Below are 25,742 nucleotides of genomic sequence, written 5' to 3' on the forward strand. Positions count from 1 at the left end.
CATGACCACGCCTCTGCTCCATGGCCCCATTGCTGTCATCGGGGCGGGTACAATGGGGATCGGCATCGCTCAGGTTGCTGCTCAGGCCGGGCATTCCGTCCTGTTGTTTGATGTTGATCATGCCGCGACACATCATGCTCTGGATAACCTGCGTATTCGCCTGAGTCAAAGGGTAGAGGCGGGCAAAGCTGAAGCAGATGCAATACAAGCTCTGTTGCAACGCATCAATCCCGTTGATTCACTGCAATCACTCGCACCATGTGCACTGGTCATTGAAGCTATCGTTGAACAACTGGAAGCCAAACAACATCTATTTCACCAATTAGAATCCATTTGTTCCGCCAACACCCTCTTTGTCAGCAATACTTCATCATTATCAATTACGGCGATTGCCCGTGTTTTGTCTTCACCACAACGCATGGCGGGTTTGCATTTTTTCAACCCCGCACCGTTGATGAAGCTGGTGGAAATTGTTCAGGGCCTGGAAACTTCTGCCCAAACGGTAGCAACCCTCAGCTCTCTGATTACCCATTGGAAAAAACAGCCCGTAACCTGTCGCTCGACGCCGGGCTTTATTGTCAATCGCATTGCCCGCCCCTTTTATGCGGAGTCCCTGCGGGCCTTGGAAGAACACATCGCAACCCCCGCCACTCTGGATGCCGTTATGAAAGAATCCGGCGGATTCATGATGGGGCCAATGCAACTGATGGATTTGATCGGCCATGACATTAACTACACCGTGACTGAATCCTTGTTCCATGCTTTCTACGGTGACTCACGCTTCCAACCTTCGCTACACCAGAAAGAGCTGGTCGATGCCGGTCACCTCGGGCGTAAGCGCGGGCGCGGTTTCTATTTCTACAAAGGGCCCTACAAAGAAAATCAAGTCAATAAAGAGAGCTGGCCTCAACCCAATATCGAACCCAGACAGCCCAACAAAGAGAAGAAACAATCTGTACGGATTAAAGCGACGGGAAACTGGCATGCCTTACCTCATTTTGCCACGCTGCTGAAACAGTCTAAGTTACCGCACTGCAGTATTGCCTTTGAAGAAAGTAAGAATGATCGCCTGCACTCTCCCTCGTTGCAGATTGATGACGTTATCCTGACGCTGGCAAAAGGGAGAACCTGCGCCCAGATTGCTGATGAAATCAGAGCACCGGTGATGCAATTTGATCTTTCCGCCAATTATCAATCCGCTTCCATGATGACACTCAGTCGTGCGGGACGGAATGCGCCCGGACAGACGGCAAAAGTGATTAGTTTCCTGCAATCCCTCGGCAAGCAAGTGATCCTCCTGCCGGATTACCCCGGTTTGCTGACAATGCGTACTGTTGCCATGCTGTGCAACGAAGCGCTGGATGCGGTGAATAAAGGAATTGCCAGTGCGGACGATATCGATTTGGCGATGCGTTATGGCGTGAATTATCCCATTGGCCCGTTGGCCTGGGGAGAACAATTGGGCTGGAAACATATCCTCAGTACATTGGAAAACCTGCAAAAATTCTATGGCGAGACGCGTTACCGCCCTGCACCTTTGCTGCGTTCGCTGGCTGCGGGGCATGAAAAATTGCCATTTTCCCGACAACACAGCCACCAAGATAAGGAGAGTTTCCATGCAGGATAACACTCCCGGCCAACAGGCCCGACACTGCATAGAGGCTCTGTATGCCAAAGACATCTGTGCCCAGAGCATGGGGATGCGTATTGAATATATTGATATCGGTGTCGCCCGGCTCAGCATGACCATCACCCCTGACATGCTCAATGGCCATCAACGTTGCCACGGTGGCATTTTATTCAGTCTGGCGGATACCGCTTTCGCTTATGCCTGCAATGGCGAAGGGCCGGCAACTGTGGCTGCGGGTGGCTCGATTGATTTCATTCGCCCGGCATTGGCGGGAGATTGCCTCACCGCGACTGCGTCTGTGCAACATCAGGGCAAAACCACCGGCTTATATGATGTCGAAATCAAAAACCAAGACAATAAAATCGTGGCACTGTTCCGTGGTCGTGCCCATCGTCTTGGCAGTTCCCTTCCGGATAATTCCCTTCAGGATAATGTGCAAGGAGAGCCATCATGACCCACGCGTTTATTTGTGACGGAATTCGCACACCCATTGGGCGTTACGGTGGTGCGCTATCCAGTTTGCGGGCAGATGATCTGGCGGCCCTGCCGCTGAAGGCATTGATGGCGCGTTACCCTGCATTAGATTGGGAACAAATCGATGATGTGATCCTCGGCTGTGCCAATCAGGCGGGAGAAGACAACCGCAATGTCGCCCGCATGGCCGCACTGCTGGCAGGCCTGCCCGTTTCAGTATCCGGCACGGCGGTTAACCGGCTGTGTGGCTCCGGGCTGGATGCGCTGGCGTTCGCTGCCCGCAGTATCAAAGCAGAAGAGGCCCACTTAATTCTGGCGGGAGGTGTTGAATCCATGACCCGTGCCCCTTTTGTGATGGGGAAAGCGGAGAGTTCATTCAGCCGTCAGGCAGAAATCTTTGATACGACCCTTGGCTGGCGTTTTATCAATCCCTTGATGCAACAGCAGTTTGGTACAGACTCCATGCCTGAGACAGCAGAAAACGTTGCTGCCCAGTTTCAGATTAGCCGTGAAGCTCAGGATGCCTTTGCCTTGCGCAGCCAGCAACGCACCGCCAAAGCCCAGCAACAGGGAATATTGGAGGAAGAAATCCTTCCCGTCACGTTGGTCCCAACCAAAAAAATCGGTACAGAAACGGTGATCACGCGAGACGAGCACCCCCGGCCAGAAACGACATTTGAACAACTCCAGCGGCTCAAAACCCCATTCCGTTCGAATGGCACCGTGACAGCCGGAAACGCATCCGGCATCAATGACGGTTCGGTAGCGCTTATCGTTGCTTCAGAAACGGCGGCGATGCGTCAGGGGCTAACTCCACGGGCCCGCATCGTTGCTACCGCAACCTGTGGTGTTGAACCCCGGATCATGGGGATCGGGCCACTGCCTGCCACCCGTAAAGTACTGGAACTGGCGGGCCTCAGCCTGCACCACATGGATGTTATCGAACTGAATGAAGCCTTTGCCGCCCAATCACTGGCGGTCATGCGCCAACTGGGATTACCGGACGATGCCGGACATGTTAACCCGAATGGTGGCGCCATTGCTCTGGGGCATCCGCTGGGGATGAGTGGTGCCCGTCTGGCCCTGACCGCCATGCTTGAACTGGAGCGACGTCAGGGGCGTTATGCCTTATGCACGATGTGCATTGGCGTAGGGCAAGGCATCGCCATGATTATTGAACGTATTTCGTAATCATCTGATTTCTCAGGCACCTGCACAACACCTGCACATAGTCACAACACGGTCGATGACAAAATCGATCGTTCACAAAAAGAACCTGTTATAAACAAATCAACAATAAGGACAGGAAAGATGAGCAACTACGGACAATTTTTTAGAGAAAAATACCTCAAAAAGCATCAGGATAATCATCTGGGCTCCCTTGAGTTTGCTTCACATGACGAAATTCAGGCCCAGCAAGTCAAGCAAATAAAATGGACGCTCAACCACGCCTACAACAATGTTCCCATGTACCGCCGTAAATTTGATGCCGCGGATGTCCATCCCAGTGATTTCAAGCGGCTTGAAGATATCCGTAAATTTCCGTACACCACCAAACAAGATCTGCGGGAACACTATCCTTTTGATGCCTTTGCCGTTCCGATGGAGCAAATTGTACGTATCCATGCTTCATCCGGCACAACGGGATGCCCGACTGTCGTAGGGTATACCCGGCGGGATATCGACAACTGGTCAGAACTCATTGCCCGCAGTCTGCGCTTTGCGGGCGTGAGCGCCAAAGATAAGGTACATATCGCTTACGGTTATGGCCTGTTTACCGGCGGTTTGGGAGCACACTACGGGGCTGAGCGGCTGGGGGCGGCAGTGATCCCCGTATCAGGGGGCAATACCGAAAAACAAGCGCAATTGGTGATGGATTTCAAGCCGGACGTCATCCTGATGACCCCGTCATACTGCCTGACGCTGCTGGATGAACTGGAACGGCGAATGGGCGGGGATGCCAGCCAATGCTCCGCGCGCGTGGGGATATTTGGTGCAGAACCGTGGACTTATTCCCTGCGCACCGAAATTGAAACCCGCATGGGCATCAAGGCATTGGATGTCTACGGCTTATCTGAAGTCATGGGGCCGGGTGTGGCAATGGAATCACTGGAATACGCCGACGGCCTTACCATTTGGGAAGATCATTTCTATCCGGAAATCATTCATACTGACAGACTGAATAGTCTGCCGGATGGTGAAATGGGCGAATTAGTGCTCACCACCCTGATGAGAGAAGCCATGCCCGTGATCCGTTACCGAACCCGCGACCTGACACGTTTATTGCCGGCTACATCACGCAATATGCGCCGCATGGACAAGATCACCGGCCGCTCTGATGACATGCTGATCATCCGTGGCATCAATGTCTTTCCGTCACAAATCGAAGAACAAATCGTCCGCTTTAAGGTGCTTTCGCCCCATTATCAGTTGGAAGTTAACCGTAAAGGTAACCATGACTGCCTGTCAGTCAAAGTTGAACTGAAAGAACCTGATGCACTCAACCATGAGCAATGCTGTGCTCTCTGTCATCAACTGCGCCATCATATAAAATCAATGGTAGGGATCAGTACGGAAATCAGCATCGTCAGCTGTGGTGTTATACCGCGCTCAGAAGGCAAGGCCGTGAGGGTAATCGACAATCGACCTCATGAATAATCTTATGCCACCGCAAACGTTATGATGCCGATAGCCTACCTCATGGCATTCGTGAAGCCACCAAGGGAATGTCAGCAGCATAGCGTTGCGGTGGCTTTCTGTTTTCTTTTGCTGATCCCACATGAATTTCAAAACAGGGTGTATACTTCCAAAGCGTATTTATATCGTTATGTTAATGTCATGACACACTTTTGAGCAGATCACATAAAAATATGGCACACAGACTCGACGACTTTATCCGGCACGCCCTTGATGCCCAACCTATCAGCGGAACATCGTTGATCATCTCTTTGTTTGGAGATGCACTCAGTCACCGTGGCGGTGAGGTTTGGCTTGGCAGTTTAAGTCTCCTGCTGGAACCGATGGGATTCAGTGATCGCTTCGTAAGGACATCAGTATTTCGCCTGCAAAAAGAGGGCTGGCTCGAAGTCGAAAAAATGGGGCGCCGCAGTTACTACCGCATTACTGAGCGGGGCATAAACCAATTTCGCCACGCGGAGAGTAAAATCTATTTGGGTGAGCAACCGGAATGGGATGGCAAATGGGATCTGCTGCTACTGGAAAGCGTGGCCAAAAACGAACGTAACCGACTGAAAAAAGAGCTAAGCTGGCTGGGATTCGGGCAACTCAACAGTACCCTGATGGCGACGCCAAGCAGCGCGCAAAGTGATATTCCTGCCTTGCTGGGAGAACTCAACGCCAGCGATTCGGTCATCTATTTTCGTGCTGATTATCCTTACCCGCGTTCAGAACAAAGCCTGAAAGAGCGCGTTTCTGTCAGTTGGTCGCTGGATCAAGTATCGCAACACTATCACGAATTTATCGTCTCCTTCCGCCCGCTGATGGCCCTGTTGCGGGATTGTGATGAAGACGACCTGACACCGGAACGCTGCTTCCAGCTGCGCCTGCTGCTGATCCACTTTTACCGTCGTGTTGTCCTGCGTGATCCGCTACTGCCGGATGCCTTGCTACCTGCGCAGTGGGAAGGACAAATCGCCCGTAATTTATGTATTAACATTTATCAACGCATTGACCTTGCCGCGACACGCTACGTTACTGAACAGTGTGAAACGACTATTGGTCAATTACCCCAGCCCGCTGCGGCGTATTACCGACGCTTTGGAGGAACAAACCATGCCAGTCTATCAAATTGATGGCTTAACACCTGTTATTGATCCCAGTAGCTATGTCCATCCCACAGCAGTTCTGATTGGAGACGTCATCATTGGCAAAAACGTTTATATCGGCCCCAACGCCAGCCTGCGTGGCGATTTCGGACGCCTGATAATCAAAGACGGCTCAAACATTCAGGACAACTGCGTCATACATGGCTATCCCCAGCAAGACACGGTGGTTGAAGAGAACGGGCATATCGGGCACGGCGCGATTCTGCACGCCTGCCAGATCCGCCGCAACGTCCTGATTGGCATGAACTCCGTCATTATGGATGGGGCGGAAATTGGCGAAAACTGCATTGTGGGTGCAATGGCCTTTATCAAAGCCGATGCAACCTTCAGTGCCAACCAGCTGATTATCGGCTCTCCTGCCCGCGCCTTGCGTGATCTGACAGAACAAGAGCTGGAATGGAAACGGATCAGTACCCTGGAATACCAGACGCTCGTGACACGTTGCAAAGAGACATTGCAAGAAGCGGAGCCACTGACCGAAGTCGAGCCTGATCGCAAGCGCATGGTGTTCAGCCCTGATTTTGTGCCTAAAAACCAACTGTAACTGACGGTTCAATAACGTCACTCATTGAGGTGTTTCACTAAACGCGACATCAAGATCAGAACACCTCATCATGCCATCTATCCGCTTATTACTTTTCGTCCAATACTCGATATTGCACCATTGGAAATCATGGCTGGTGGATACGAGAGAAATTTTGTCATTTTGAACGAGAAAAGCGTGAGTTGGATGATATTTCTCATCATAAAAATAGGCTTTATCAGATTTCACTGAAAAAGGCAGTGCCTTTGGTTTTATCTGCGGATAATCGGAAAGATTTATTTTTACATATAAGAGGTTAAAACCACTGATTTTAGTCGGCCAGCTTTAGTTGCGATACTGTGCTATTATTTATATCCCCAAGATTAAGGTTGAAAAAGTAAATTCTGTCTCTCAATTTTTAGCAATTGATAGCCTTTCTTTTAAATGACTTTTGTTTAGTCTAATCCAAATAATCTTGATTTCACCTCCTTATAATCGAGAAATTTACTTTTGATATTGGAATAGCTACCTGATTAATTTATTCGCAATAAGTATGCACACTGTACTTATTAAAAACCCAATACCAGAAAATAAATAAACTTTATCAAACGCATTCATTAAAATATCATGATAATGATAACGCTCACTGTTTCCTAATGTGGTTAAGGTTTTATAGCTCAAATCGATATCTATCGATGAAATCATCAAAGTAAGGTAAAAAAAACAATACTGATGGGGCTATTGTCATGTAATAATAAATTTTTTTATGCTTCATATTTGTCTATTTCGCTTTTCCGAAAATCTATCCACTGCCGCAACAGATTATCTTGTAATGCATTTTAAACCAGAATAGTTTTAACAATCCTATCGTTATAACAAAATTCCTTTCAACATCACTCAAAAAGATAAATGATTTTTTATCAGCCTGCTACAGTAATAGGTTTACTTATCTTTCTTGTTGAGCTAATCAGATACTTTCGTGTTGTTCTGAGCCATTACATTCACATATAAAAAAAGGAAAGTCCATGTCGAAGCTTGTCTATTATGTCGCAGCAACAATAGATGGTTATATTGCTACCGCAGATCATGCCACCCCGAATAAACAGCGTGTGCTGCGCAGTGGGGCTATGGAAACCGTCATGGACATTCAATTGTAAGTGCAGGGTTTATCGCGATGGCTCTGTTTCCCTATTCACGTCTTGCCCATCTCTTTGAGGTGATTCAAGCAGAAAGATTACCGCAAGCGGAGCTGGCAAAGCGTTTTCGGGTTTCCAGTCGCACGATCCGCACGGATATTAATGAGCTTAATGATATTTTGCGGCATTATGGCGCGAAAATCGTTTATAAACGCGTTCTCGGCTACGATCTCCATGTTGAAGATCAAACGCTATTTTCCACCTTGCATAAAAAGCAACATATGATTCAGGCGATCCCCCGGACTGCCCGTGATCGTGTGAATGCGTTGCTGATGAAATTGCTGCTGACTTCCCATCCTGTCAAACTGGATGATATTGCTGAAGCATGGTGCATCAGTCGCGGTACGCTGCAATATGATATGAGTGCAGTACGCGAAGTGCTGGGAAGATATCCCCTGCAACTGGAAAGCATTTCTCGTCTGGGGATCAGGCTAAAAGGTGATGAATACTTAATTCGGGCCTGTTTAACGGAAACATTGCTGCACCGGTTTTCATCGGACACGGTGCTGTCACTCAGCCAGTTTAACATGGATGTACCGGCACATATTGACTTGATTGGAATGGCAGAAACGCTGCAAAATAGCCTCAATCGATTTAATATCCCATTGACCCATGAAAGCCGTCGATACCTGTTATTCAATTGTATCGCCTCCCTGCTGCGCATTCGTTATCCCATTGCGCATCACAAAATTCATCCATTGGAAAGTTCGGTACAAGATGCCGCCGAAGAAATTTCAGCCTCATTTTCCCTATTTTTAGGTCATGCCATGCCTTATTCGGAGATCTGTTATCTTGGTCAGCAGATCACGGCATTGCGCATGCCACAACATGATGATCCCGTTTGCAGCCTGTCTGAAAGCCAGCGCTGGGCTGATGATATCCTCAATGATATTAATGAAACCTATCACTATGATTTGCTTCACGACAGCAGGCTGAAATGCGATTTAGCAGACCATTTGCGTTTACTGGTCAGCCGATTGCAGCACCGGGTTAGTACAAAGAATCCTTTGCTGGCAGAGATTAAGCAGCATTATCCTTTTGCTTATGATGTGGTTGTCAATGCCTTGACTCGACTTGAGGGCCAGTTTCCTTGCCCCATCAGTGAAGATGATTTGGGATATTTGGCGGTGCATATTGGTGTCGGGCTGGAGCGCCATTATGGTGCGGGTTATCGCCGTCCGATCCCGGTTTTGCTTGTCACGGATGCAGACAACGCAATACAGCGCATGATTGAGGCGAAAATGATCCGCGAATTTTCACAACTCAAGATCCAAAGAACGCTGTCATATCATGAATATCATTCACTGGATTATGTGGAGGAAAATTTCGTCGTGACTACCTTGCGCCTGAACGAGAAAAATAAGCCGCTCGTCAAAATATCTCCTTTTATCACTCCCCATCAGACAGAGATGATCAGGCGGTTAACGAGGGTCGATCAAACGCGTTTTTATGTTTTGGAACGTTTCTTTGAAAGGCGTTATTTTATGGTGATCAAGGAAGAGGTGACGCAGGAAGCCCTGTTTAAAAAAGTTTGTCGAAAATTGCATGCGGAGGGGTATGTCAACGACGGTTTCTACTCTTCGTTAGTTGAGCGGGAATCCATTATTTCCACACTGCTGGGTGAAAATATTGCCCTGCCACATGCGCTGGGGTTACTGGCGCTCAAGACGGTCATTGTGACTATCCTTGCACCCAAGGGCATTGAATGGCACAAGGACACCAGAGAACGGGCGAATGTTATTTTCTTGCTTGCCATCAGCGAAGAAGATTATGAAGAAGCCATGTCCATTTATGATTTGTTTGTCACGTTCGTGAGAGAAAAAGCGACGAAAAGATTGCTGCATAGTCGGAATTTTGACGATTTTAAGTTAATTGCCAAAGACAGCCTTGGCAGGGCTATCTAGTTGCTCTGATCATCGCAATAGGGTTGTTTATAATGTGACCGTTCTCAAAGGATAAGAAAATCATTTTGTTCTACTTTTACGCCTTTTCTGATTTGAAAAGTCCACAATACAGCGTGTTTTTCCCTCATTGTTAATTAATTTCCACTTTGAAACGGAAATTAATCCACTCCAAAGAGATAAATAAAGCCGATAAGGTCATTTCAGTAAACAAAATGACAACTGTTTGTGATAAGGCAGCGATTTGTCCTGATTGATTTGACTGAGACGCTTTTTATGAATATTTCTCCATTACGTTTCAATAGGTTGGAAGACGTTATTGATACTGAAACGGTCAGCCAAAAATTACTGGCCATGATTGGGAAAGTACTGGCGGCAGAAGATGCTTACACCACGGATGTCCAACAGCAGATGTTGGCATCCCATGTAAAAGCAATGGTGAAAAGAGCCCAGACAGGAGAACCTTTGCCAGAAGTGGATATTTCACTGTTTGATGAGGTTTCCCCGGACTCGATAAATATGGCGGCGAAAATCGTCGAAACCCTGCCTAATCTGGCTGTCGAAGAGGTTTATCTGCTATCAGTGCATTTTGAAATTGCACGTTCCAATCCTTGATTATGCGGAGGCAGAACCATGGGAACTAACAAGCAAATCATTGTGGTTATAGGTGATCGTTTAGGTAAAGGGCAGAACGTTGCCATCGGCATTGAGGCCGCAGGCGGAAAAGCCATTGTGATCCCGGGCATGGCAGCCGATATGAAACTGGGTGATGTGATGCACCGGGAACAAGCCGATATCGGGATTTCGTTTTGTGGCAGTGGAGGGGCTGGAGCGATCACGGCCCAGAACAAATATGGTTACTCAGCGCGCCATGGGATGCGTTCTATTGAAGAAGGGGAAACCGCAGTGCGTGAAGGCTGCACTGTGCTGGGTTTTGGTTTTATGGACAAAGCTGAGTTAGGTGAGCGTCTTGTTCAGGCTGTTAGGAAAAAACAGGGCGGAAAACCATGAAAGAGCAAATTGAAACCATGGTTCGCGTCAGAGGAGCGGGTGATACACGGCGGAAAGCCATCGCGGATGCCTTGAATGCCGTACAACGCACGGTATTGCAAGGCACGTCCCATATTATCTTGCGCATTGAACCCAAAAATATCTCCGTCGTCAGTGCCACCAGCAAAATGACCGAAGAAAAATTCCTGTTCTTTTTCCTGCCCCGTCAACGCGAGCTTTATTCCGTAGTGCTGGATGTCACCGTCAATGTCACGTTGCTGGATGTTCAGGCGATCGATTTCAAACGATCTATTTCATCCAAACAATCCGTTTCATCCAAGCAACCCGTTTCATTCAAACAATCCATTTCAACCCATCAATGTGATGCCGCAAAAAGTCGCATCCCGGCAAAACATGATAGGAGAAAAAAAACGATGTAAGGAGAAACCGATGGGTGCTCATGCTTCTTTTATCGAAATATTGGGGATGTCACTGATTATTGGCGGGCTGTGCGGTTTCGGCCTTGGTGCCGGCGCAGCAAGGATGTTTCATGCCCCCACTGTGCAGGGGATGGGGGCATTTCGCACGTTAGGGGAACTGAATGCCTGCGAAGGTGATCCCGCGTCTCATTTCTCGTTTGGTCTTGGTTTCTTTTTTAACGCCTGGGCTTCATCGGTTGCGGTGGGGGCATTCACGCAGGATGTGGATCACCGCATCATTCCCAATTGGGGAGCCGCCGCCTTGATGCTCAAAAATCGCAATGTAGCGGAAACCCTGCATAATCCGAAAAAAATGGCGATTTCCTGCGGCATTATCGGGGCGCTGTTGGTGGCTTTCCTGAATACTACGGCTTCTGCCATTCCTGCTGCGTTGCAGACGACAGCCGTTAATGTCCTTGTCCCTGCGGCGAATTTACTCGTCAATACTGTCATGCCCGTTCTGTTTTGGCTCGCTGCAATTGATGCCGGCCGGCGCGCCGGTTTCTGGGCCACGCTATTCGGTGGTTGTGCGCAACTTATTATGGGCAATGCGATCCCGGGTTTGGTGCTGGGGATTTTGATCGGCAAGGGCGTCGATGACAGCGGTTGGAATAAAATCACCCGGACTATGCTGATTGCTGTTGTTTTATTGTTCGCTATCAGTGCGTTATTCCGTGAATTCGATCTGAAACTCTTGCAGTCTTTCATGCTGGGTGTTCCGGACTGGCTGCATCATTTCCATCAACTTCTGGGGGGGAAATAATCATGAATATTGAGCCGAACAAAAATGATTTTTGGTACGCAGAATGGACGTTTCCTCTCTTTGTCGGTTTGCTGTCAGCAGGTATTTTTGCCGGTACGCATATGTATGTGGTGTACGGTTTTGGGGCTTTCAATGAAGTGGCGTTTGTCGCAATGCTGCGTTCCGGCATTGATACCGGTGTTTATGGGGCTGTTGCTGCGTTTGGGGCCAGCTTTCTGTTTGCCCGTATCATTGAAGGCTCATTGGTTGGGATCTTGGATATTGGCGGTGCGCTGCAAACAGGGATTGGTTTGGGGGTTCCGGCACTATTGCTGGCAGGTGGTTTTGATTTTTTTGTGACTAATTTCTGGGCATCGCTGATCACCGGCATGTTGTTGGGTGTTGCTATCGGTCTGGTGATTATCCTTGCCCGCAAATTCACGGTTGCACAGGGAAATTCGACCTTCGGTGCCGATGTCATGATGGGGGCGGGCAATGCATCCGGGCGTTTTCTTGGCCCCCTCATCATTCTGGCGGCAATGGCCGCTTCTGTTCCCATTGGTCTGGGTTCACTGATAGGGGCATTGCTGTTTTATCTGTGGAAAAAACCTGTCGCTGGCGGTGCAATTCTGGGAGCAATGGTACTTGGCTATTTCTTCCCTGTCGCAACCTAATGACCCAAGAGGCAGGTATCCCATGAATGATTTAATTATCAGGCAAGGTAAATTGATCAACGGCAATGTCATTGATATCGTGATCAATGATGGCAAAATCAGTGCCCTTGGCCCTGATGCAGCAGCAGAACGGGTGGCTATCCGAGAAATTCACCTGCATGGACATTACTGCATCAGTGCAGGTTGGATTGATGCCCACACTCATTGCTATCCACAATCTCCCCTCTATTTTGATGAGCCTGATCTCGTGGGGGTTGCCGGCGGTGTCACCACTGTTGTCGATGCGGGAAGCACAGGTGCTGATGATATCGACCATTTTTATTCAGTCACGCGCAGGGTGAAAACGCATGTTTATGCCTTTCTGAATATTGCCCGGACAGGTATTTGCAACCAAAATGAGCTTGCCGATATGTCCTATATCGACAATGAGCATCTGCAAAGTGCCATCAGGCGCCACAAAGGGTTTGTCATTGGATTGAAAGCGCGGATGAGTAAAAGCGTGGTGGGTAAAAATGGTCTTTTGCCGCTCATAAAAGCCAAGACCATGCAGAAAATGAGCGGATTGCCACTGATGGTGCATATCGGGAATTCCCCCCCTGAACTGGCAGAAATTGCCGATTTGCTGACTAAAGGGGATATCATCACTCACTGTTTTAATGGCAAACCCAACCACATTATTGATGACGCGGGTAACCTGAAACCAACCATTCAACGGGCGCTGGCACGGGGGGTTATTTTTGATGTCGGGCATGGTTCGGAAAGCCTGAGCTTCCCGGTTGCCGAACAGGCTATCCGGTTTGGGGCATATCCCCACATGATCAGTTCTGATATCTACCAAAGAAACCGCATTGGTGGCCCTGTCTACAGCCTTGCGACGGTGATGACCAAATTTCTTACTCTGGGGCTGCCTGCCCAATGCGTTCTTGATTGTGTGACAATCAACGCCGCCAATTCACTTCATTTACCACGGAAAGGCCGGCTGGAGCGTGGCTATGATGGTGATATCACCATTTTTGAATTCAAAAATCAGTCCATCGAGCTGATGGATGCCGACGGACATAGCCGGATCGGCAAACAGCAATTTATTCCTGTCGCCGCCATTGTTGCCGGTACGCATGTCATCGTGCCAGAAAACACAACGTCAGGTATCTCTGTGAAAGATCGGGTCACGTTAAGAAGGAGCATAAATAATGATATCCCTCTATGAGAAATATCAGTTGCGCGAAGTGATCAATGCTGCCGGTCGGATGACCGCCTTGGGGGTGTCTACGCCTTCTGATTATGTCATTGCACAGATCACGGCGGGTTTGAAACACTATTTTGAGATGGATGATTTAGTCGATAAAACCGGTGATTACATCGCCAGACTACTGAACGTAGAAAGCAGTGTTATTGTTTCTTGCGCTGCTGCGGGCATTGCACAATCCGTGGCAGCCGCCATTGCCAAAGATGACAATGATCTGCGACTTAACCTGCATTGCTCTGATGTTTCATCTGATAAATCAACCCCTCGTGAAATCATTCTGCCCAAAGGGCATAACGTGAATTTCGGTGCTCCCGTTGAAACCATGATTGCATTGGGAGGCGGAAAAGTGATTGAAGCTGGCTTCGCCAACGAATGCAGCGCAGCACAAATCGCGGATAAAATCACGCCACGAACTGCCGCCATTTTCTATATAAAATCACACCATACTGTACAGAAAAGGATGCTTACCGTGGAAGATGCCGCCCTTGTCGCTCATGCACACAATCTTCCTCTGATTGTGGATGCTGCCGCCGAGGAAGATTTAACACTTTACTATCAGCAAGGGGCTGATTTGGTGATTTACAGTGGTGCCAAAGCCATTGAAGGACCAACCAGTGGTTTGGTCATCGGTAAACAGCCTTATCTGGAGTGGGTCAAGCAGCAACGCTATGGTATCGGGCGTGCGATGAAAATTGGCAAAGAGGGGGTCCTCGGCCTGACATTGGCCATTGAACAGTATCTCAATGGAACAAAAGAAACAGGTGCTGAAATGGTGACAAGAATGATGCCGTTCATCGAGGCACTGAACCGGATTATCGGTGTCTCAGCCAAAGTGATTTGGGACAGTGCGGGCCGTGATATTGCCCGGGCTGGGATCTCGTTCGATGAATCACGGATTGGCAAAAATACGGCTGAAATTCTGGCGCAGCTCCGACAAGGCAATACAGCGATCTACTTCCGGGAATACAAAGCCAATGAGGGCAAAATCGAAGTGGATATCCGCAGTGTCACGTCAGCGCAACTTAATACGATTGCCACAGAGATTATGAGGGTGGTTGCGGATAAACAGTAATCTTTGATGAGAACACGGTATGTTTTACACCCGAAGACCCGGTCATTCAGGGGGATTAAATCTACCGTGTTCTTGTGTTGTTAGGCTTTTTCTTTCACACCCTCAACTGAAATCATCAGCTCAACCTCTTGAGAGTTTGGCCCCAGATCTTTTGTGATATTAAAATCTTTCAGTTTGATTTTACCTGCTGCTTCAAAGCCTGCACGATATCCACCCCACGGGTCATTGCCTTGATTGATGAATTTGGAATTTAATGTGACAGGTTTAGTGACACCATTTAAAGTGAGATCCCCTGTAATAAAATAATGCCCACCTTCTTTCTTAACATGGGTAGACGAGAATTTCGCTTCAGGGTACTTCGACGTGTTTAAAAAATCAGGCCCGCGCAAATGCTTATCTCGTTCAGCATGATTGGTATCAACACTTCCTGTTTTAATGACTACATTAACTTTGTCTTTGGCAGGATTCTGGGGATCAAAAGTAAAGTGACCATCAAAATCTCTAAAACCACCATAAAGCCAACTGAATCCCAAGTGCTGGATACGAAATTCAATGAAAGCATGTTGACCGACTTTATCAAATGCATAGTCAGCTGCTTTTGCATTTCCCGTACTCATGAGTAACCCCCCAACAATCAGGGAGATTAGTTTCTTGTTTAACATAAGTATTCTCCGAAGGTCACTTTATTAGGGTTTAAAGCCCAATATTCTCTTTAAGGTCGAATCATGATCAATAAAATGGTGCTTCAGTGAAGCAAGCCCATGTAATAAGGAGAGCACGACAACAATCCATGCAAGATAAAGATGAATGATGCCCGCCATATCAGCCTGCATTCCCTGCCCTGTGAATATAGCAGGGATCTCAACCCAGCCAAAAACATAAATAGGCTGCCCCTCTGCGGTAGAAATCAGGTATCCGGAACACAGAATGCCAAATAAGACGATATAAAGTGTAAATTGCATCAATCGTGACATGATGCGTATAAAATAACTGTGGCTTGCCAAGGGTTTGGGGGGTGGTGATATCAATCGCCATACGACACGGATCACCATAATAATGAATAACAGACAGCCTATGCTTTTATGGAGTTCGGGGGCGCGATGATACCAAGTATCGTAATAACCGAGTGTTACCATCCATAATCCAAGCCCAAACATGCCGTAAACAGCAAGTGCGACCAGCCAATGAATTAAAATAGAGATATGACCAAATTCAGTGGAAGTGTTTTTAAGTAACATATTATTGCCTTATTATGATCATAGGACGCCTGTACAATAACTCCCTTTCCTTTATCAAATCACTTCTTTTTTCTAATAATCCGACGGCGTTTATTAAACAAATCTGAAACCAAAGGTTGTGATACACATTGCCATTCTATTTTATTAACGTTAACACCTTGTTTTGAAAAATATTCACTCAATGCTGACTGGCATTGTTGCAAAATCGCAAGATCGCAATCGCCTTCCAAACGCAGTAATAAGTCCGTTTGCGTCAGACGATAATCACTTGTCAGCGGTAAGGTATTGGCAATAATCCGTGAGCAGGGATCAGCAAAAATACTCACACTGCTTCCGTCATGTGCAGGTAAAACCAGCTGATCGTCGCTGCGCCCTTCAATACGCTCTATTGCCAATGCGGGGTTACCACAGGGACAGGGTGTTTTTTTGACCACCAGGATGTCATCAAGCTGATAACGTACAATAGGCTGAGTTTCCCGCGTAAAATCGGTAATGATCGGGTTAAAGCGCGATTCATCGAGCCATTTGGGTTCAATATGGAGGAATTCTTCATTAAGGTGCAACGTTCCATACGGGCAAGTACATGCCAAAAACCCTTCTGTCGCCTGATAGATTTCACCGACTTCTTTGAACACGCCTTTCAATAATTGGCGGTCTTGCGGCTCCAGTACTTCTGCCACTGAAATCACTTTATCCGGCGACAATAATGCTTCACCTTGTTGGATCTTCAGTGCCAACCCTCGCAATACCTGGGCTGGGGCAACAATAATCGTTGGCTGGTATTCCACCAGCGCTTGTACCTGTTGATTGAAATCAGCAAACAAATCAAAAAAACGGAACGATATCCAACGGTTCTGCACACTGTCGTACAGATTGTTTCCCGCCCGTAAAAAGAGAGCGACCCGTTCACCATGAAATAAGCCGTTTGGCAGCATCTTGGCAAGCATTGTTCCTGCCCAAATGCTCCGCTCTTTAGGGCTGATAACAAAAATACCGCGCTGGCCGGATGTGCCTGACGACATGCCAACACTGAATTTACCGACGGTTGGCTTGAAATTCCGTGATTGCTCGCTTAACCGCGCACATTCCAGAAGTTCATCACGCTTAATCCCCGCTGTATTCATCTGATCAAAATTTTCCATCATGATCGCTTTATTCATCAACGGATATGCTGTCAGCGGTAAATCACCATAAGCAGAAAAATAAGGGCTTTTCGACAGGATATTACGCTGAAATGCCGCTAGCTCCCTTGATTGATGTTGTTCAAGCTGTTGTCGGTGGGTAAATTTCCACTGTTTTTTGGCTCGCCAATAATACCAAAGTGTTCTGAATATCATGCCAAATCGCCCTCATGGCATAGCTGGATAGGAATGTGCTTTTGATCAATCTGGTGCAGCTTATTCAATGTTTCATAATAGGCCCGGCTGTCATCCATAATGATATTCGCGAGCTTTGCAGGCCCCCGCAATTCACGATAATTGCTGGGAGACCATGCAGCATCGCCGGCCAACAAGACCCATCCCTGTTCGGTTAATACGCAAAGGCCGATATGCCCCGCCGCATGGCCGGGCAAGGGAACAATGAATATCTGTTTTTGGCTGCCCGGCACTTCATGGCCGCAACCCAGTATGGCTAACTCTTCTGGCAGGGATGATGTTTCAAATCCTTCGTAAAAAATGGCTCTGGATTCGAAATCCTCAGGGATCAATCCCCGCACAAATGCCTGTTTCAACGCAGCAATGCCGCGCAAATTGCGTGTTTGCTGCCAGCCTTCACCTGAACAGATAAATTTGGCCTGCGGAAAATCCCGTAACCCTGCGATATGGTCACCATGAAAGTGAGAAATAATGATGCCATCAATATCACGAGAACGGATGCCCTCTTCTTTCAGTTGCATCACCAATGAATCCTTGGTGTCAAAATAGACGGGCGTCACCGTGCGGTACAGACGAATGATCCCACTGCGGGTGTGATCGTAAAAATGGCTGGCATAACCGGTATCGAGTAACCAACGTTTGTCGTTGCACTCCAGCAACCATGCCCGTGCGGGGAATTTACACACGCGCAGGCTTGCGCCTTTCAACGCCACACAGCTGGGATGGATGCAATACCCCACTTCAAATACACGCATCTTAACCATGCGAATCAATCCCTTCATCTGGTTGCTTTAGCCAGTTCGCCGTTAAATGAATGCCTTCCTTCATGGTATAAATCGGCGTATAACCCAGTTCTTCCCGAGCCTTTGTGTTATCCAGAGTCATGGAATAATAAGCCGCCCCAATACCGTAACGGGTTAATAAGGGTTCTTTTCGGGTCATCATGGCAATCCCTTCCAATACGGCTGCTATCCCATATAACAGTGGGTAAGGCAATGATTTAATGCGGTAACCAAATTGCATTTCGTCAAATAATTGCCCTAATGTTTTCGCCAGTGGCTGGGGTTGTTGGTTAGTGATGTTATATATCGCCCCACTTTGCAGTTTTTTGCGGTATGTCGCCAATGACATGGCATGAACGACATTCATCACATAAGTCAGATCCAATACATTTTTCCCCCCGGCAGGCAACGCGATTGTGCCTTTGCGGGCTTTAACCTGCGCCATTAAACGCGGCAATAATACTCTGTCATGCGGGCCGAATAATCCACGGGGGCGCAGGATGATATAAGTCGTTTTAGGGTAGTCATCAATGCGCTGGAGTATGCACTTTTCCGCCAAGAATTTCGTTCGTGCGTAATCATTGGCAAAACGCTGGCTGCGTTGATTTTCAGTAATGCGCTGTTGGTGCGAAAAGTTAAAATAGACTGCCGGAGTGGAAACATGGATAAACCGCTGGATGCCGCTGATCCCCGCAGCCTGCGCCAATCTGTCCGTCGCGGTCAGATTGATGCTTTCAAATTCCTCGGGAGCTCCCCAAGGCGAAGATTTCGCAGCACAATGCCAGACTGCATCACAACCTGACATCAGTTTAACTGCCTCATCCACGGTTAGCGTCGCTAATTCAGCACAACGAAATTCAGCGCCCAATTGCGTCAACATTTCTCCCATACGTTTATCGCGACCGGTTGCCACCACAGTTTTCCCCTGTGATAGCAGATAATCTACGGCATTACGCCCCAAACCACTTGTTGCACCTGTTACAAGAATCTTCATGGTTTCAAAATCATCTCACTTAATGAAAGTCCTGCGGCGGTGCCGAGTAACATCACGTAATCACGGCCATAATAGCGATTGGTCATAATTGCCTCATGCAGAGCACTCGGAATGGAGGCGGCAACCTGATTACCACGATGGCGGTAAATATTCACAAATCGCTCATCTTTTATATTCAAACGCTTGCGGATGTGTTCAAGCCCCAGATGGCTGGCCTGATGAGGGATAACGGTATCTATCTCAGGCATGGTCAGATTGGCACTGGCAAGTACACGCTCCGTAAAATCTTCAATTAATGACGCCGTCAATTTAAAAAGAGGCTTACCCTGCATCTGGAACAGAAAGTCACTATCTTCCATTCCGGTGCGAAGGTTTTTGCGTGTCCCGCCAGCACGGATTTCACATAATTCGAGACCTTCCGGGTAGGTTTCATGCTGATAAGTGACAATCCCGCTCTGCCCGTCTCCTTTTTCAACAATCATGCAAGCAGCACCATCACCAAAAATCAGGGAGGATTCCTGATGTGACCAGTCGATGCCCCGGGAGGCCATCTCCGACGAGACAATGGCAATGCGTCGATATTGATTAATCGCCAATAAGCCACTTGCAACATTCAATGCTGAAATAAAGCTGACACAACTTGAGTTAATATCAAAACAGGCGATCCCTGCTTTTAATTGGCTCTCTTTTAAAATATGTGCGGCTGAAAAAGGTAAAGCCTGAATGGGAACTGCAGAAGCTGAAATCAGAAGGTCAATAGAATTGGGGGGAATTTGATTATTTTCTAAAGTGTTATGTAGTGCCTGGGCGGCCAATTTAGCGGGAGAAGCCTCGTAGTCAGAGTGATAGCGATATTCAATGCCTGAGCGTTTTTGCACAAAACCGTTTGGCTTATTAAATTTCAGGTCTAAATCGGATGAATATACTCTGGATTCAGGCAAAGCCGTACCAGAGGCAATGATCTTTAATGGGATCAATTCATTTGGTTTTTTCATTTTTTTTATTACTTCCGAGTGTTAAATTTTTGTTTAAATGTATTATCAGAATATGAAGTGAGTTCTGAATATAAGGTAAGATCAAATCAGTATTTATCAGATAGTTTGTTAAACAGGAAGTCAATATTTATGATACATCATATTAGTAAAATGAAACGCTGCATACAATCTTATGAAAAATAATAATTTTTACCATCTCATCATTTCAGGATTATAAATTTTTTTTAATACGAAATAAGCATCATGAGATTTAATTATCGCATTTGTTGAATTTATGTGAAATTAAAAACAATATTAATTAACAAGTTAACATATGTTATTTAATTATTTTGAATAATTCATTTGAGTTTTAATTTAAAAAATTAACTATTTTAGGTTGTAGAATAATAAATCATCAATTGAATTTTTAATTCCTTTTTTTATCTATCTTATAATTAAATAAAATATCAAGTTTATGGGTAAACTCATTGAGATCTCGAAAATGAAAAATGGCGTTTGTTATTCTGGTGTCGATAATTTTATTATTTCTTTTTTCTTTCAGTTTACCGATTTATCTAATTATCGATTTGTTGGTTATGGCTTGAAGTTCGTTGAGAATAGCGGCTCTTTAAAGTCATTTAATAAAGCATGTTATTTCATTGTCATTCTTTATTGAAATAATGACAGGGCTTTATATGAAAAATGGTTAAGCTGATTTTTTATCGGTTATCACGACAATTAAAAAATAAAATGGCAGTAATATGACAGATAGAAAGGGAAATTGGCTCCCGCTCTTAACCTATTAAATAGATTTACCCGGTAAATTCATACACCTGATGACAATGAGTGTGGGGGTTAGGGAGTGCATCTCTCATCGCATTGATTATGAACCGGAGGGAAAAATGAGATTAATGGATGAGGTATAAATTTCGGGGGAAAATTTATATTTTTTTCATTCAGGCTGCCATTTTGCCGGCTGTACCGTTGGCTGTACATTGGGTTCATTGGCGGTAGAACAACTTTTAGGGTGATACATCTCACATTTATTTCACTCTGTAGCCATAACGTGTAAAATAGCAGCATATTTGTGTCGGATGTGTGTCGTGGTGTTTTGCCATGCGCATTTATCTTGGCAATTCCTCAAATAGATAAAACGGTAAAAATACTTGTCAATTAATAATTTAAGAAATATTGCCATCATCGCTCACGTCGACCATGGCAAAACGACGCTGGTTGATAAACTCCTGCAACAGTCTGGTACTTTCGGTGAGCGTGTCGCAACAACTGAGCGTGTGATGGATTCCAATGATCTGGAAAAAGAACGTGGCATTACCATCCTCGCGAAAAATACTGCTATTCAGTGGAATGATTACCGTATCAATATCGTAGACACCCCGGGCCACGCCGATTTTGGTGGTGAGGTTGAGCGTGTAATGTCGATGGTAGACAGTGTGTTGCTGCTGGTTGATGCGATGGATGGCCCGATGCCACAGACTCGCTTCGTGACTCAGAAAGCGTTTGCCCATGGCCTGAAGCCTATCGTGGTCATCAACAAAGTTGACCGCCCGGGAGCACGTCCTGATTGGGTTGTGGATCAGGTATTTGACCTGTTCGTTAACCTTGGCGCGACTGATGAGCAACTGGATTTCCCTATCGTGTATGCTTCTGCGCTGATGGGAATTGCAGGCAACGACCATACTGATATGGCTGAAGATATGACTCCGCTGTATCAGGCAATCGTTGATCATGTTGAACCTCCGAAGGTTGACCTTGACGGCCCGTTCCAGATGCAGATTTCTCAGCTGGATTACAACAACTATGTTGGCGTTATCGGTATCGGCCGTATCAAACGTGGCTCAGTAAAACCAAACCAGAACATCACCCTTATCGATAGCGAAGGCAAAACGCGCAACGGTAAAGTGGGTAAAGTTTACAGCCACCTGGGGCTGGATCGCATTGAATCTGACATGGTGGAAGCGGGTGATATCATCGCAATTACCGGTCTGGGCGATCTGAACATTTCTGATACCCTGTGTGAAGTGAATGCGGTTGAAGCATTGCCTGCACTGGCGGTTGATGAGCCTACCGTCAGCATGTACTTCTGCGTCAATACCTCTCCATTCTGTGGCCGTGAAGGCAAATATGTGACTTCTCGTCAGATCCTTGACCGCCTGAAGAAAGAGCTGGTTCACAACGTGGCACTGCGTGTTGAAGAAACAGAAGATCCGGATGCATTCCGTGTTTCAGGCCGTGGCGAACTGCACTTGTCCGTTCTGATTGAAAACATGCGCCGTGAAGGTTTTGAGCTGGGTGTTTCCCGTCCAAAAGTTATCTTCCGTGAAATTGATGGCCGTAAGCAAGAGCCTTTCGAGCAGGTGACCCTGGATATCGAAGAACAGCATCAGGGCGATGTGATGCAGGCGCTGGGTGAGCGTAAAGGTGAAATGCGTGACATGCTGCCGGATGGAAAAGGCCGCGTTCGTCTTGACTACGTGATCCCAAGCCGTGGTCTGATCGGCTTCCGTACTGAATTCATGACCATGACTTCCGGTACTGGTCTGCTGTATGCAACATTCAGCCATTATGATGATGTCCGTCCGGGTGAGATTGGCCGTCGTCAAAACGGTGTACTGATCTCCAATGGTCAGGGTAAAGCGGTTGCTTACGCACTGTACAGCCTTCAGGAGCGTGGTAAATTGCTGCTGGGTCACGGTACTGAAGTGTATGAAGGCCAGCTCATCGGTATTCACTCACGTTCTAACGACCTGACCGTTAACTGTCTGACCGGTAAGAAACTGACTAACATGCGTGCGTCAGGTACTGATGAAGCGACAACACTGACTCCACATATTAAGAAATCACTGGAGCAGGCGCTGGAATTCATCGATGACGACGAACTGGTTGAAGTGACTCCGCAGTCAATTCGCCTGCGTAAACGTCATTTGACTGAAAACGATCGTCGCCGTGCGAGTCGTAGCAAAGACGCTTAATTGCTTAATACGCATTGCGTAATGGCAAGTTGAACATGAATAGCTTAGGGTGTTCCGGCACCCTGAGTTTTTAATTTTTTTCATCTCTCTCATTTTCTTCCCGCTCAGTTTCAATAAGCTATTCATGATGTGTTGCCGGCCCCCTTTACTTGCAATTTATCATCAGTAATGTTCCATCAGCGCCTCCTCAACAACAACTCACCAAAAAGTCATTCTCTTGTTTTTTTGTCAACTTATCCTTTTTTCTTAATAGAATTATGCTAAAAGTAGCAAACGGTGAGCATCAATCAGGAGGCGTTATGCTGTACATTTTCGATATGGGTAATGTCATTATTGATATTGATTTTAAAAGAGCATTAGCTGTCTGGAGTACGTTGAGTGGAACACCTTTGGCAACATTGACCCCGAAATTTTCATCGGGAGACGCTGTTGAGAAACATGAATGCGGCCAAATCAGTGATCGCGAATTTGCTGAAATCATGTGTGATGAAATGGAGGTTTCACTCAGTTTTGAGCAGTTTGCGGAGGGTTGGCAGGCAATTTTCATTGGCGTCAGGCAGGAAGTCATTGAGTTGATGAAAAACTTGCGTGAACAGGGGCATCGCGTAGTGGTTCTGTCAAATACAAACCGTCTGCACTTTGATTATTGGCCAATCCATTATCCTGAGATCGCAACTGCTGCCGATTGTCTTTATTTATCTCAGGAATTGGGGATGCGTAAACCCGATACCGATATTTTTAAATATGTCCTTGAAAAAGAAAATATAGCGCCAGATCAGGCCATATTCTTTGATGATGTTTTAGAGCATGTTGAAGCTGCGAAAAAATCAGGTATCCATGCTGTTCATGTGGCTGACAGGAATGTTATTCCTGATTATTTTAAGGTTCATGATTTTTCGCTTCCTACAGAACAATAATGTCTCCTGTTCATCACGGAAGGGGTTTTCCTTTTTATCCCTTTACTTAAGCAGAGCAAGGTTTTCAGGTAAGAAAAATGATTGCATTAATACAGCGCGTAACACAGGCAAAAGTTGTTGTTGAAAATGAAACTATTGGGGAAATCGGACAGGGATTACTGGTGTTACTTGGCGTTGAGAAAGATGACAACGAGCAGAAAGCACAACGTTTATGCGAAAAAGTCATGGGATATCGGGTATTCAGTGATGAACAAGGCAAAATGAACCTGAATGTTCAGCAGGCTCAGGGCAATTTACTGGTGGTGTCCCAATTTACCTTGGCTGCGGACACCCAAAAAGGTTTGAGACCAAGCTTTTCTAGTGGGGCTGAACCTAAAAAAGCAAATGAGTTATATCGCTATTTTGTTGAACAATGCCGTAAAACTGGTGTAAAAACAGAAACGGGGAAATTTGCTGCGGATATGGAGGTCAGTCTGACAAATGACGGACCCGTGACTTTTTGGTTGCAAGTGTAAAATAACCCACCGTGTGCTGCATATATTTCCCTGACTATACCCAATGGATTTCAAGTTGCATCTCGGCGGCAAGGGAATGAATCTCCGGGAGCATAGATAACTATGTGACCGGAGTGAATGAGCGCAGACAACAAAGAGGCAACTTGAAAGACGAAGGGTATATACATGACATCACACAAGATAAGGGGCTGTTTCTATGTACCACCTGAGAGTACCTCAAACAGAACAAGAGTTGGAATCCTATTACCAATTCCGTTGGGAAATGTTGCGCAAGCCGCTTCACCAGCCCATTGGTTCAGAGAAAGATGGTTATGATTCTATAGCTCATCATCAAATGGTGGTGGATGAACACGGTCATCCTGTCGCGGTCGGGCGCTTATACATCAACGCGGACAGTGAAGGCGCTATCCGTTTTCTGGCGGTACACCCCAGTGTGCAACGGAAAGGTTTGGGCACACTGATTGCGATGGCGCTGGAGTCAGTCGCCAGACAGGAAGGGGTAAAAAGGGTTGTATGCAGTGCGCGGGAAGACTCAGTTGATTTCTTCAATAAATTGGGTTTCCAAAACCGGGGGTTAATCAATGGAGCCAAGACGACACCGATTAACCATTTCCTGATGATCAAACCGATCATGAGCCTTGATGATATCCTGCATCGCCCGGACTGGTGTGCCGAATTGCAGCAAGCCTGGTATAAACATATTCCTTTGAGTGAAAAGATGGGGCTGCGGATCACTCAATATACTGGCCAGAGTTTTATGACAACAATGCCAGAAGCTGGAAACCAAAATCCACATAATACTATTTTTGCAGGCAGTCTCTTTTCGCAGGCCACACTCACGGCATGGGGGCTGATTTGGTTGTTGTTACAGGAGCGTCAGCTGGGGGGAGATATTATTCTGGTAGATGCCAATATCCGTTACCGGCAACCGATTACAGGGCGTCCCAGTGCAACCGCAAATTTTAATAATATGAGTGGTGATCTGGCTCGTCTTGCCCGGGGAAGTAAAGCACGCGTTAAACTTGAAGTAGAATTGAGTGGTGAGCATGGCATAGGCAGTGTGTTTACCGGTACTTATATGGTCCTGCCTCCCGAACGTTTTGCTGCAACTGTCGACTGACTGTTGATTGAAAGAGGCTATACTCAATGGATTGCAAGATGCAGGGGCGACAATTTGGAATCCA

General features: G+C 46.7%; 25 protein-coding genes. 19 read left to right on the forward strand and 6 right to left on the reverse strand.

What is annotated here, in order from left to right; all coding sequences use genetic code 11:
• Window position 1: 1 nt before the first annotated feature.
• The 15 genes from Xsze_RS05190 (at window position 2) to Xsze_RS05255 (ending at window position 14,772) form a co-directional block, all read left to right on the forward strand.
• Window positions 2-1,627: a 3-hydroxyacyl-CoA dehydrogenase gene (locus Xsze_RS05190; protein ID WP_038240981.1), complete on the forward strand. Its 1,626-nt coding sequence runs from the start codon at window positions 2-4 to the stop codon at window positions 1,625-1,627.
• On the forward strand, window positions 1,617-2,084 hold the full coding sequence (gene paaI / locus Xsze_RS05195) for a hydroxyphenylacetyl-CoA thioesterase PaaI (protein WP_038240983.1): 468 nt from the start codon (window positions 1,617-1,619) through the stop codon (window positions 2,082-2,084). Before Xsze_RS05190 ends, paaI begins: the two co-directional genes overlap by 11 nt.
• Window positions 2,081-3,295, forward strand: coding sequence for a 3-oxoadipyl-CoA thiolase (pcaF, locus tag Xsze_RS05200; RefSeq protein WP_038240986.1), 1,215 nt, complete (start codon window positions 2,081-2,083; stop codon window positions 3,293-3,295). Before paaI ends, pcaF begins: the two co-directional genes overlap by 4 nt.
• Before the next feature lie 120 nt (window positions 3,296-3,415).
• Window positions 3,416-4,762, forward strand: coding sequence for a phenylacetate--CoA ligase PaaK (paaK, locus tag Xsze_RS05205; protein ID WP_051462540.1), 1,347 nt, complete (start codon window positions 3,416-3,418; stop codon window positions 4,760-4,762).
• A gap of 212 nt (window positions 4,763-4,974) precedes the next feature.
• Entirely contained in the window at window positions 4,975-5,916 is a 942-nt protein-coding gene (paaX, locus tag Xsze_RS05210) for a phenylacetic acid degradation operon negative regulatory protein PaaX (protein ID WP_038240990.1), read from the forward strand.
• Window positions 5,897-6,493, forward strand: coding sequence for a phenylacetic acid degradation protein PaaY (gene paaY / locus Xsze_RS05215; protein ID WP_038240993.1), 597 nt, complete (start codon window positions 5,897-5,899; stop codon window positions 6,491-6,493). Before paaX ends, paaY begins: the two co-directional genes overlap by 20 nt.
• A 1,004-nt stretch (window positions 6,494-7,497) precedes the next feature.
• Entirely contained in the window at window positions 7,498-7,629 is a 132-nt protein-coding gene (locus Xsze_RS23095) for a hypothetical protein (RefSeq protein WP_255296601.1), read from the forward strand.
• Window positions 7,630-7,646: 17 nt separating this feature from the next.
• Window positions 7,647-9,572, forward strand: a complete 1,926-nt coding sequence (locus Xsze_RS05220) for a BglG family transcription antiterminator (RefSeq protein ID WP_038240996.1) — start codon at window positions 7,647-7,649, stop codon at window positions 9,570-9,572.
• 273 nt (window positions 9,573-9,845) lie between these two features.
• Window positions 9,846-10,184, forward strand: coding sequence for a PRD domain-containing protein (locus Xsze_RS05225; RefSeq protein WP_038240999.1), 339 nt, complete (start codon window positions 9,846-9,848; stop codon window positions 10,182-10,184).
• Between the two features lie 18 nt (window positions 10,185-10,202).
• Window positions 10,203-10,580 carry an SFCGS family glycine-rich protein gene (locus Xsze_RS05230; RefSeq protein WP_038241002.1) on the forward strand — a complete coding sequence of 126 codons (378 nt, stop codon included), beginning with the start codon at window positions 10,203-10,205 and terminating at the stop codon, window positions 10,578-10,580.
• Window positions 10,577-10,999 (forward strand): DUF4312 family protein, encoded by a 423-nt coding sequence (locus tag Xsze_RS22615; protein WP_071991835.1) that lies wholly within the window; start codon window positions 10,577-10,579, stop codon window positions 10,997-10,999. Before Xsze_RS05230 ends, Xsze_RS22615 begins: the two co-directional genes overlap by 4 nt.
• A 10-nt stretch (window positions 11,000-11,009) precedes the next feature.
• Window positions 11,010-11,801: a DUF4311 domain-containing protein gene (locus tag Xsze_RS05240; RefSeq protein WP_038241005.1), complete on the forward strand. Its 792-nt coding sequence runs from the start codon at window positions 11,010-11,012 to the stop codon at window positions 11,799-11,801.
• A gap of 8 nt (window positions 11,802-11,809) precedes the next feature.
• Window positions 11,810-12,454, forward strand: coding sequence for a DUF4310 family protein (locus Xsze_RS05245; RefSeq protein WP_176553694.1), 645 nt, complete (start codon window positions 11,810-11,812; stop codon window positions 12,452-12,454).
• Window positions 12,455-12,476: 22 nt separating this feature from the next.
• Window positions 12,477-13,661, forward strand: a complete 1,185-nt coding sequence (locus Xsze_RS05250) for an amidohydrolase/deacetylase family metallohydrolase (protein ID WP_051462541.1) — start codon at window positions 12,477-12,479, stop codon at window positions 13,659-13,661.
• Complete coding sequence (locus Xsze_RS05255) at window positions 13,645-14,772, forward strand: DgaE family pyridoxal phosphate-dependent ammonia lyase (protein ID WP_038241009.1); 1,128 nt, start codon at window positions 13,645-13,647, stop codon at window positions 14,770-14,772. The genes Xsze_RS05250 and Xsze_RS05255 overlap by 17 nt, the downstream gene beginning before the upstream one ends.
• A gap of 80 nt (window positions 14,773-14,852) precedes the next feature.
• On the opposite strand, the gene Xsze_RS05260 is transcribed toward Xsze_RS05255, so the two are convergent.
• The 6 genes from Xsze_RS05260 to Xsze_RS05285 are packed head-to-tail and all read right to left on the reverse strand — an operon-like array spanning window position 14,853 to window position 20,157.
• Window positions 14,853-15,434, reverse strand: coding sequence for a YceI family protein (locus tag Xsze_RS05260; protein ID WP_038241011.1), 582 nt, complete (start codon window positions 15,432-15,434; stop codon window positions 14,853-14,855).
• Window positions 15,435-15,458: 24 nt separating this feature from the next.
• Window positions 15,459-16,010 (reverse strand): cytochrome b, encoded by a 552-nt coding sequence (locus Xsze_RS05265; protein ID WP_038241012.1) that lies wholly within the window; start codon window positions 16,008-16,010, stop codon window positions 15,459-15,461.
• 59 nt (window positions 16,011-16,069) lie between these two features.
• Window positions 16,070-17,347, reverse strand: coding sequence for a F390 synthetase-related protein (locus tag Xsze_RS05270; protein WP_038241013.1), 1,278 nt, complete (start codon window positions 17,345-17,347; stop codon window positions 16,070-16,072).
• The gene (locus tag Xsze_RS05275; RefSeq protein WP_038241015.1) at window positions 17,344-18,150 is read right to left on the reverse strand and encodes an MBL fold metallo-hydrolase; all 807 of its coding nucleotides are present in this window, start codon (window positions 18,148-18,150) and stop codon (window positions 17,344-17,346) included. The genes Xsze_RS05270 and Xsze_RS05275 overlap by 4 nt, the downstream gene beginning before the upstream one ends.
• Window positions 18,143-19,162, reverse strand: coding sequence for an NAD-dependent epimerase/dehydratase family protein (locus Xsze_RS05280; RefSeq protein ID WP_038241017.1), 1,020 nt, complete (start codon window positions 19,160-19,162; stop codon window positions 18,143-18,145). The genes Xsze_RS05275 and Xsze_RS05280 overlap by 8 nt, the downstream gene beginning before the upstream one ends.
• Window positions 19,159-20,157, reverse strand: a complete 999-nt coding sequence (locus Xsze_RS05285) for a 3-oxoacyl-[acyl-carrier-protein] synthase III C-terminal domain-containing protein (protein WP_038241019.1) — start codon at window positions 20,155-20,157, stop codon at window positions 19,159-19,161. The genes Xsze_RS05280 and Xsze_RS05285 overlap by 4 nt, the downstream gene beginning before the upstream one ends.
• 1,145 nt (window positions 20,158-21,302) lie before the next feature.
• On the opposite strand from Xsze_RS05285, the gene typA reads away from it, so the two are divergent.
• The 4 genes from typA to fabY all read left to right on the forward strand — a co-directional run bounded on the left by typA (window position 21,303) and on the right by fabY (window position 25,678).
• Window positions 21,303-23,126: a ribosome-dependent GTPase TypA gene (typA, locus tag Xsze_RS05290; RefSeq protein ID WP_038241021.1), complete on the forward strand. Its 1,824-nt coding sequence runs from the start codon at window positions 21,303-21,305 to the stop codon at window positions 23,124-23,126.
• 299 nt (window positions 23,127-23,425) lie between these two features.
• Window positions 23,426-24,043, forward strand: a complete 618-nt coding sequence (yihX, locus tag Xsze_RS05295) for a glucose-1-phosphatase (protein ID WP_038241023.1) — start codon at window positions 23,426-23,428, stop codon at window positions 24,041-24,043.
• 77 nt (window positions 24,044-24,120) lie between these two features.
• Window positions 24,121-24,558, forward strand: a complete 438-nt coding sequence (gene dtd, locus Xsze_RS05300; protein ID WP_038241025.1) for a D-aminoacyl-tRNA deacylase — start codon at window positions 24,121-24,123, stop codon at window positions 24,556-24,558.
• 196 nt (window positions 24,559-24,754) lie between these two features.
• On the forward strand, window positions 24,755-25,678 hold the full coding sequence (fabY, locus tag Xsze_RS05305; protein ID WP_038241027.1) for a fatty acid biosynthesis protein FabY: 924 nt from the start codon (window positions 24,755-24,757) through the stop codon (window positions 25,676-25,678).
• Window positions 25,679-25,742 lie beyond the last annotated feature (64 nt).

Source organism: Xenorhabdus szentirmaii DSM 16338 (genome assembly GCF_002632585.1).
Classification (GTDB): Bacteria; Pseudomonadota; Gammaproteobacteria; order Enterobacterales; family Enterobacteriaceae; genus Xenorhabdus; species Xenorhabdus szentirmaii.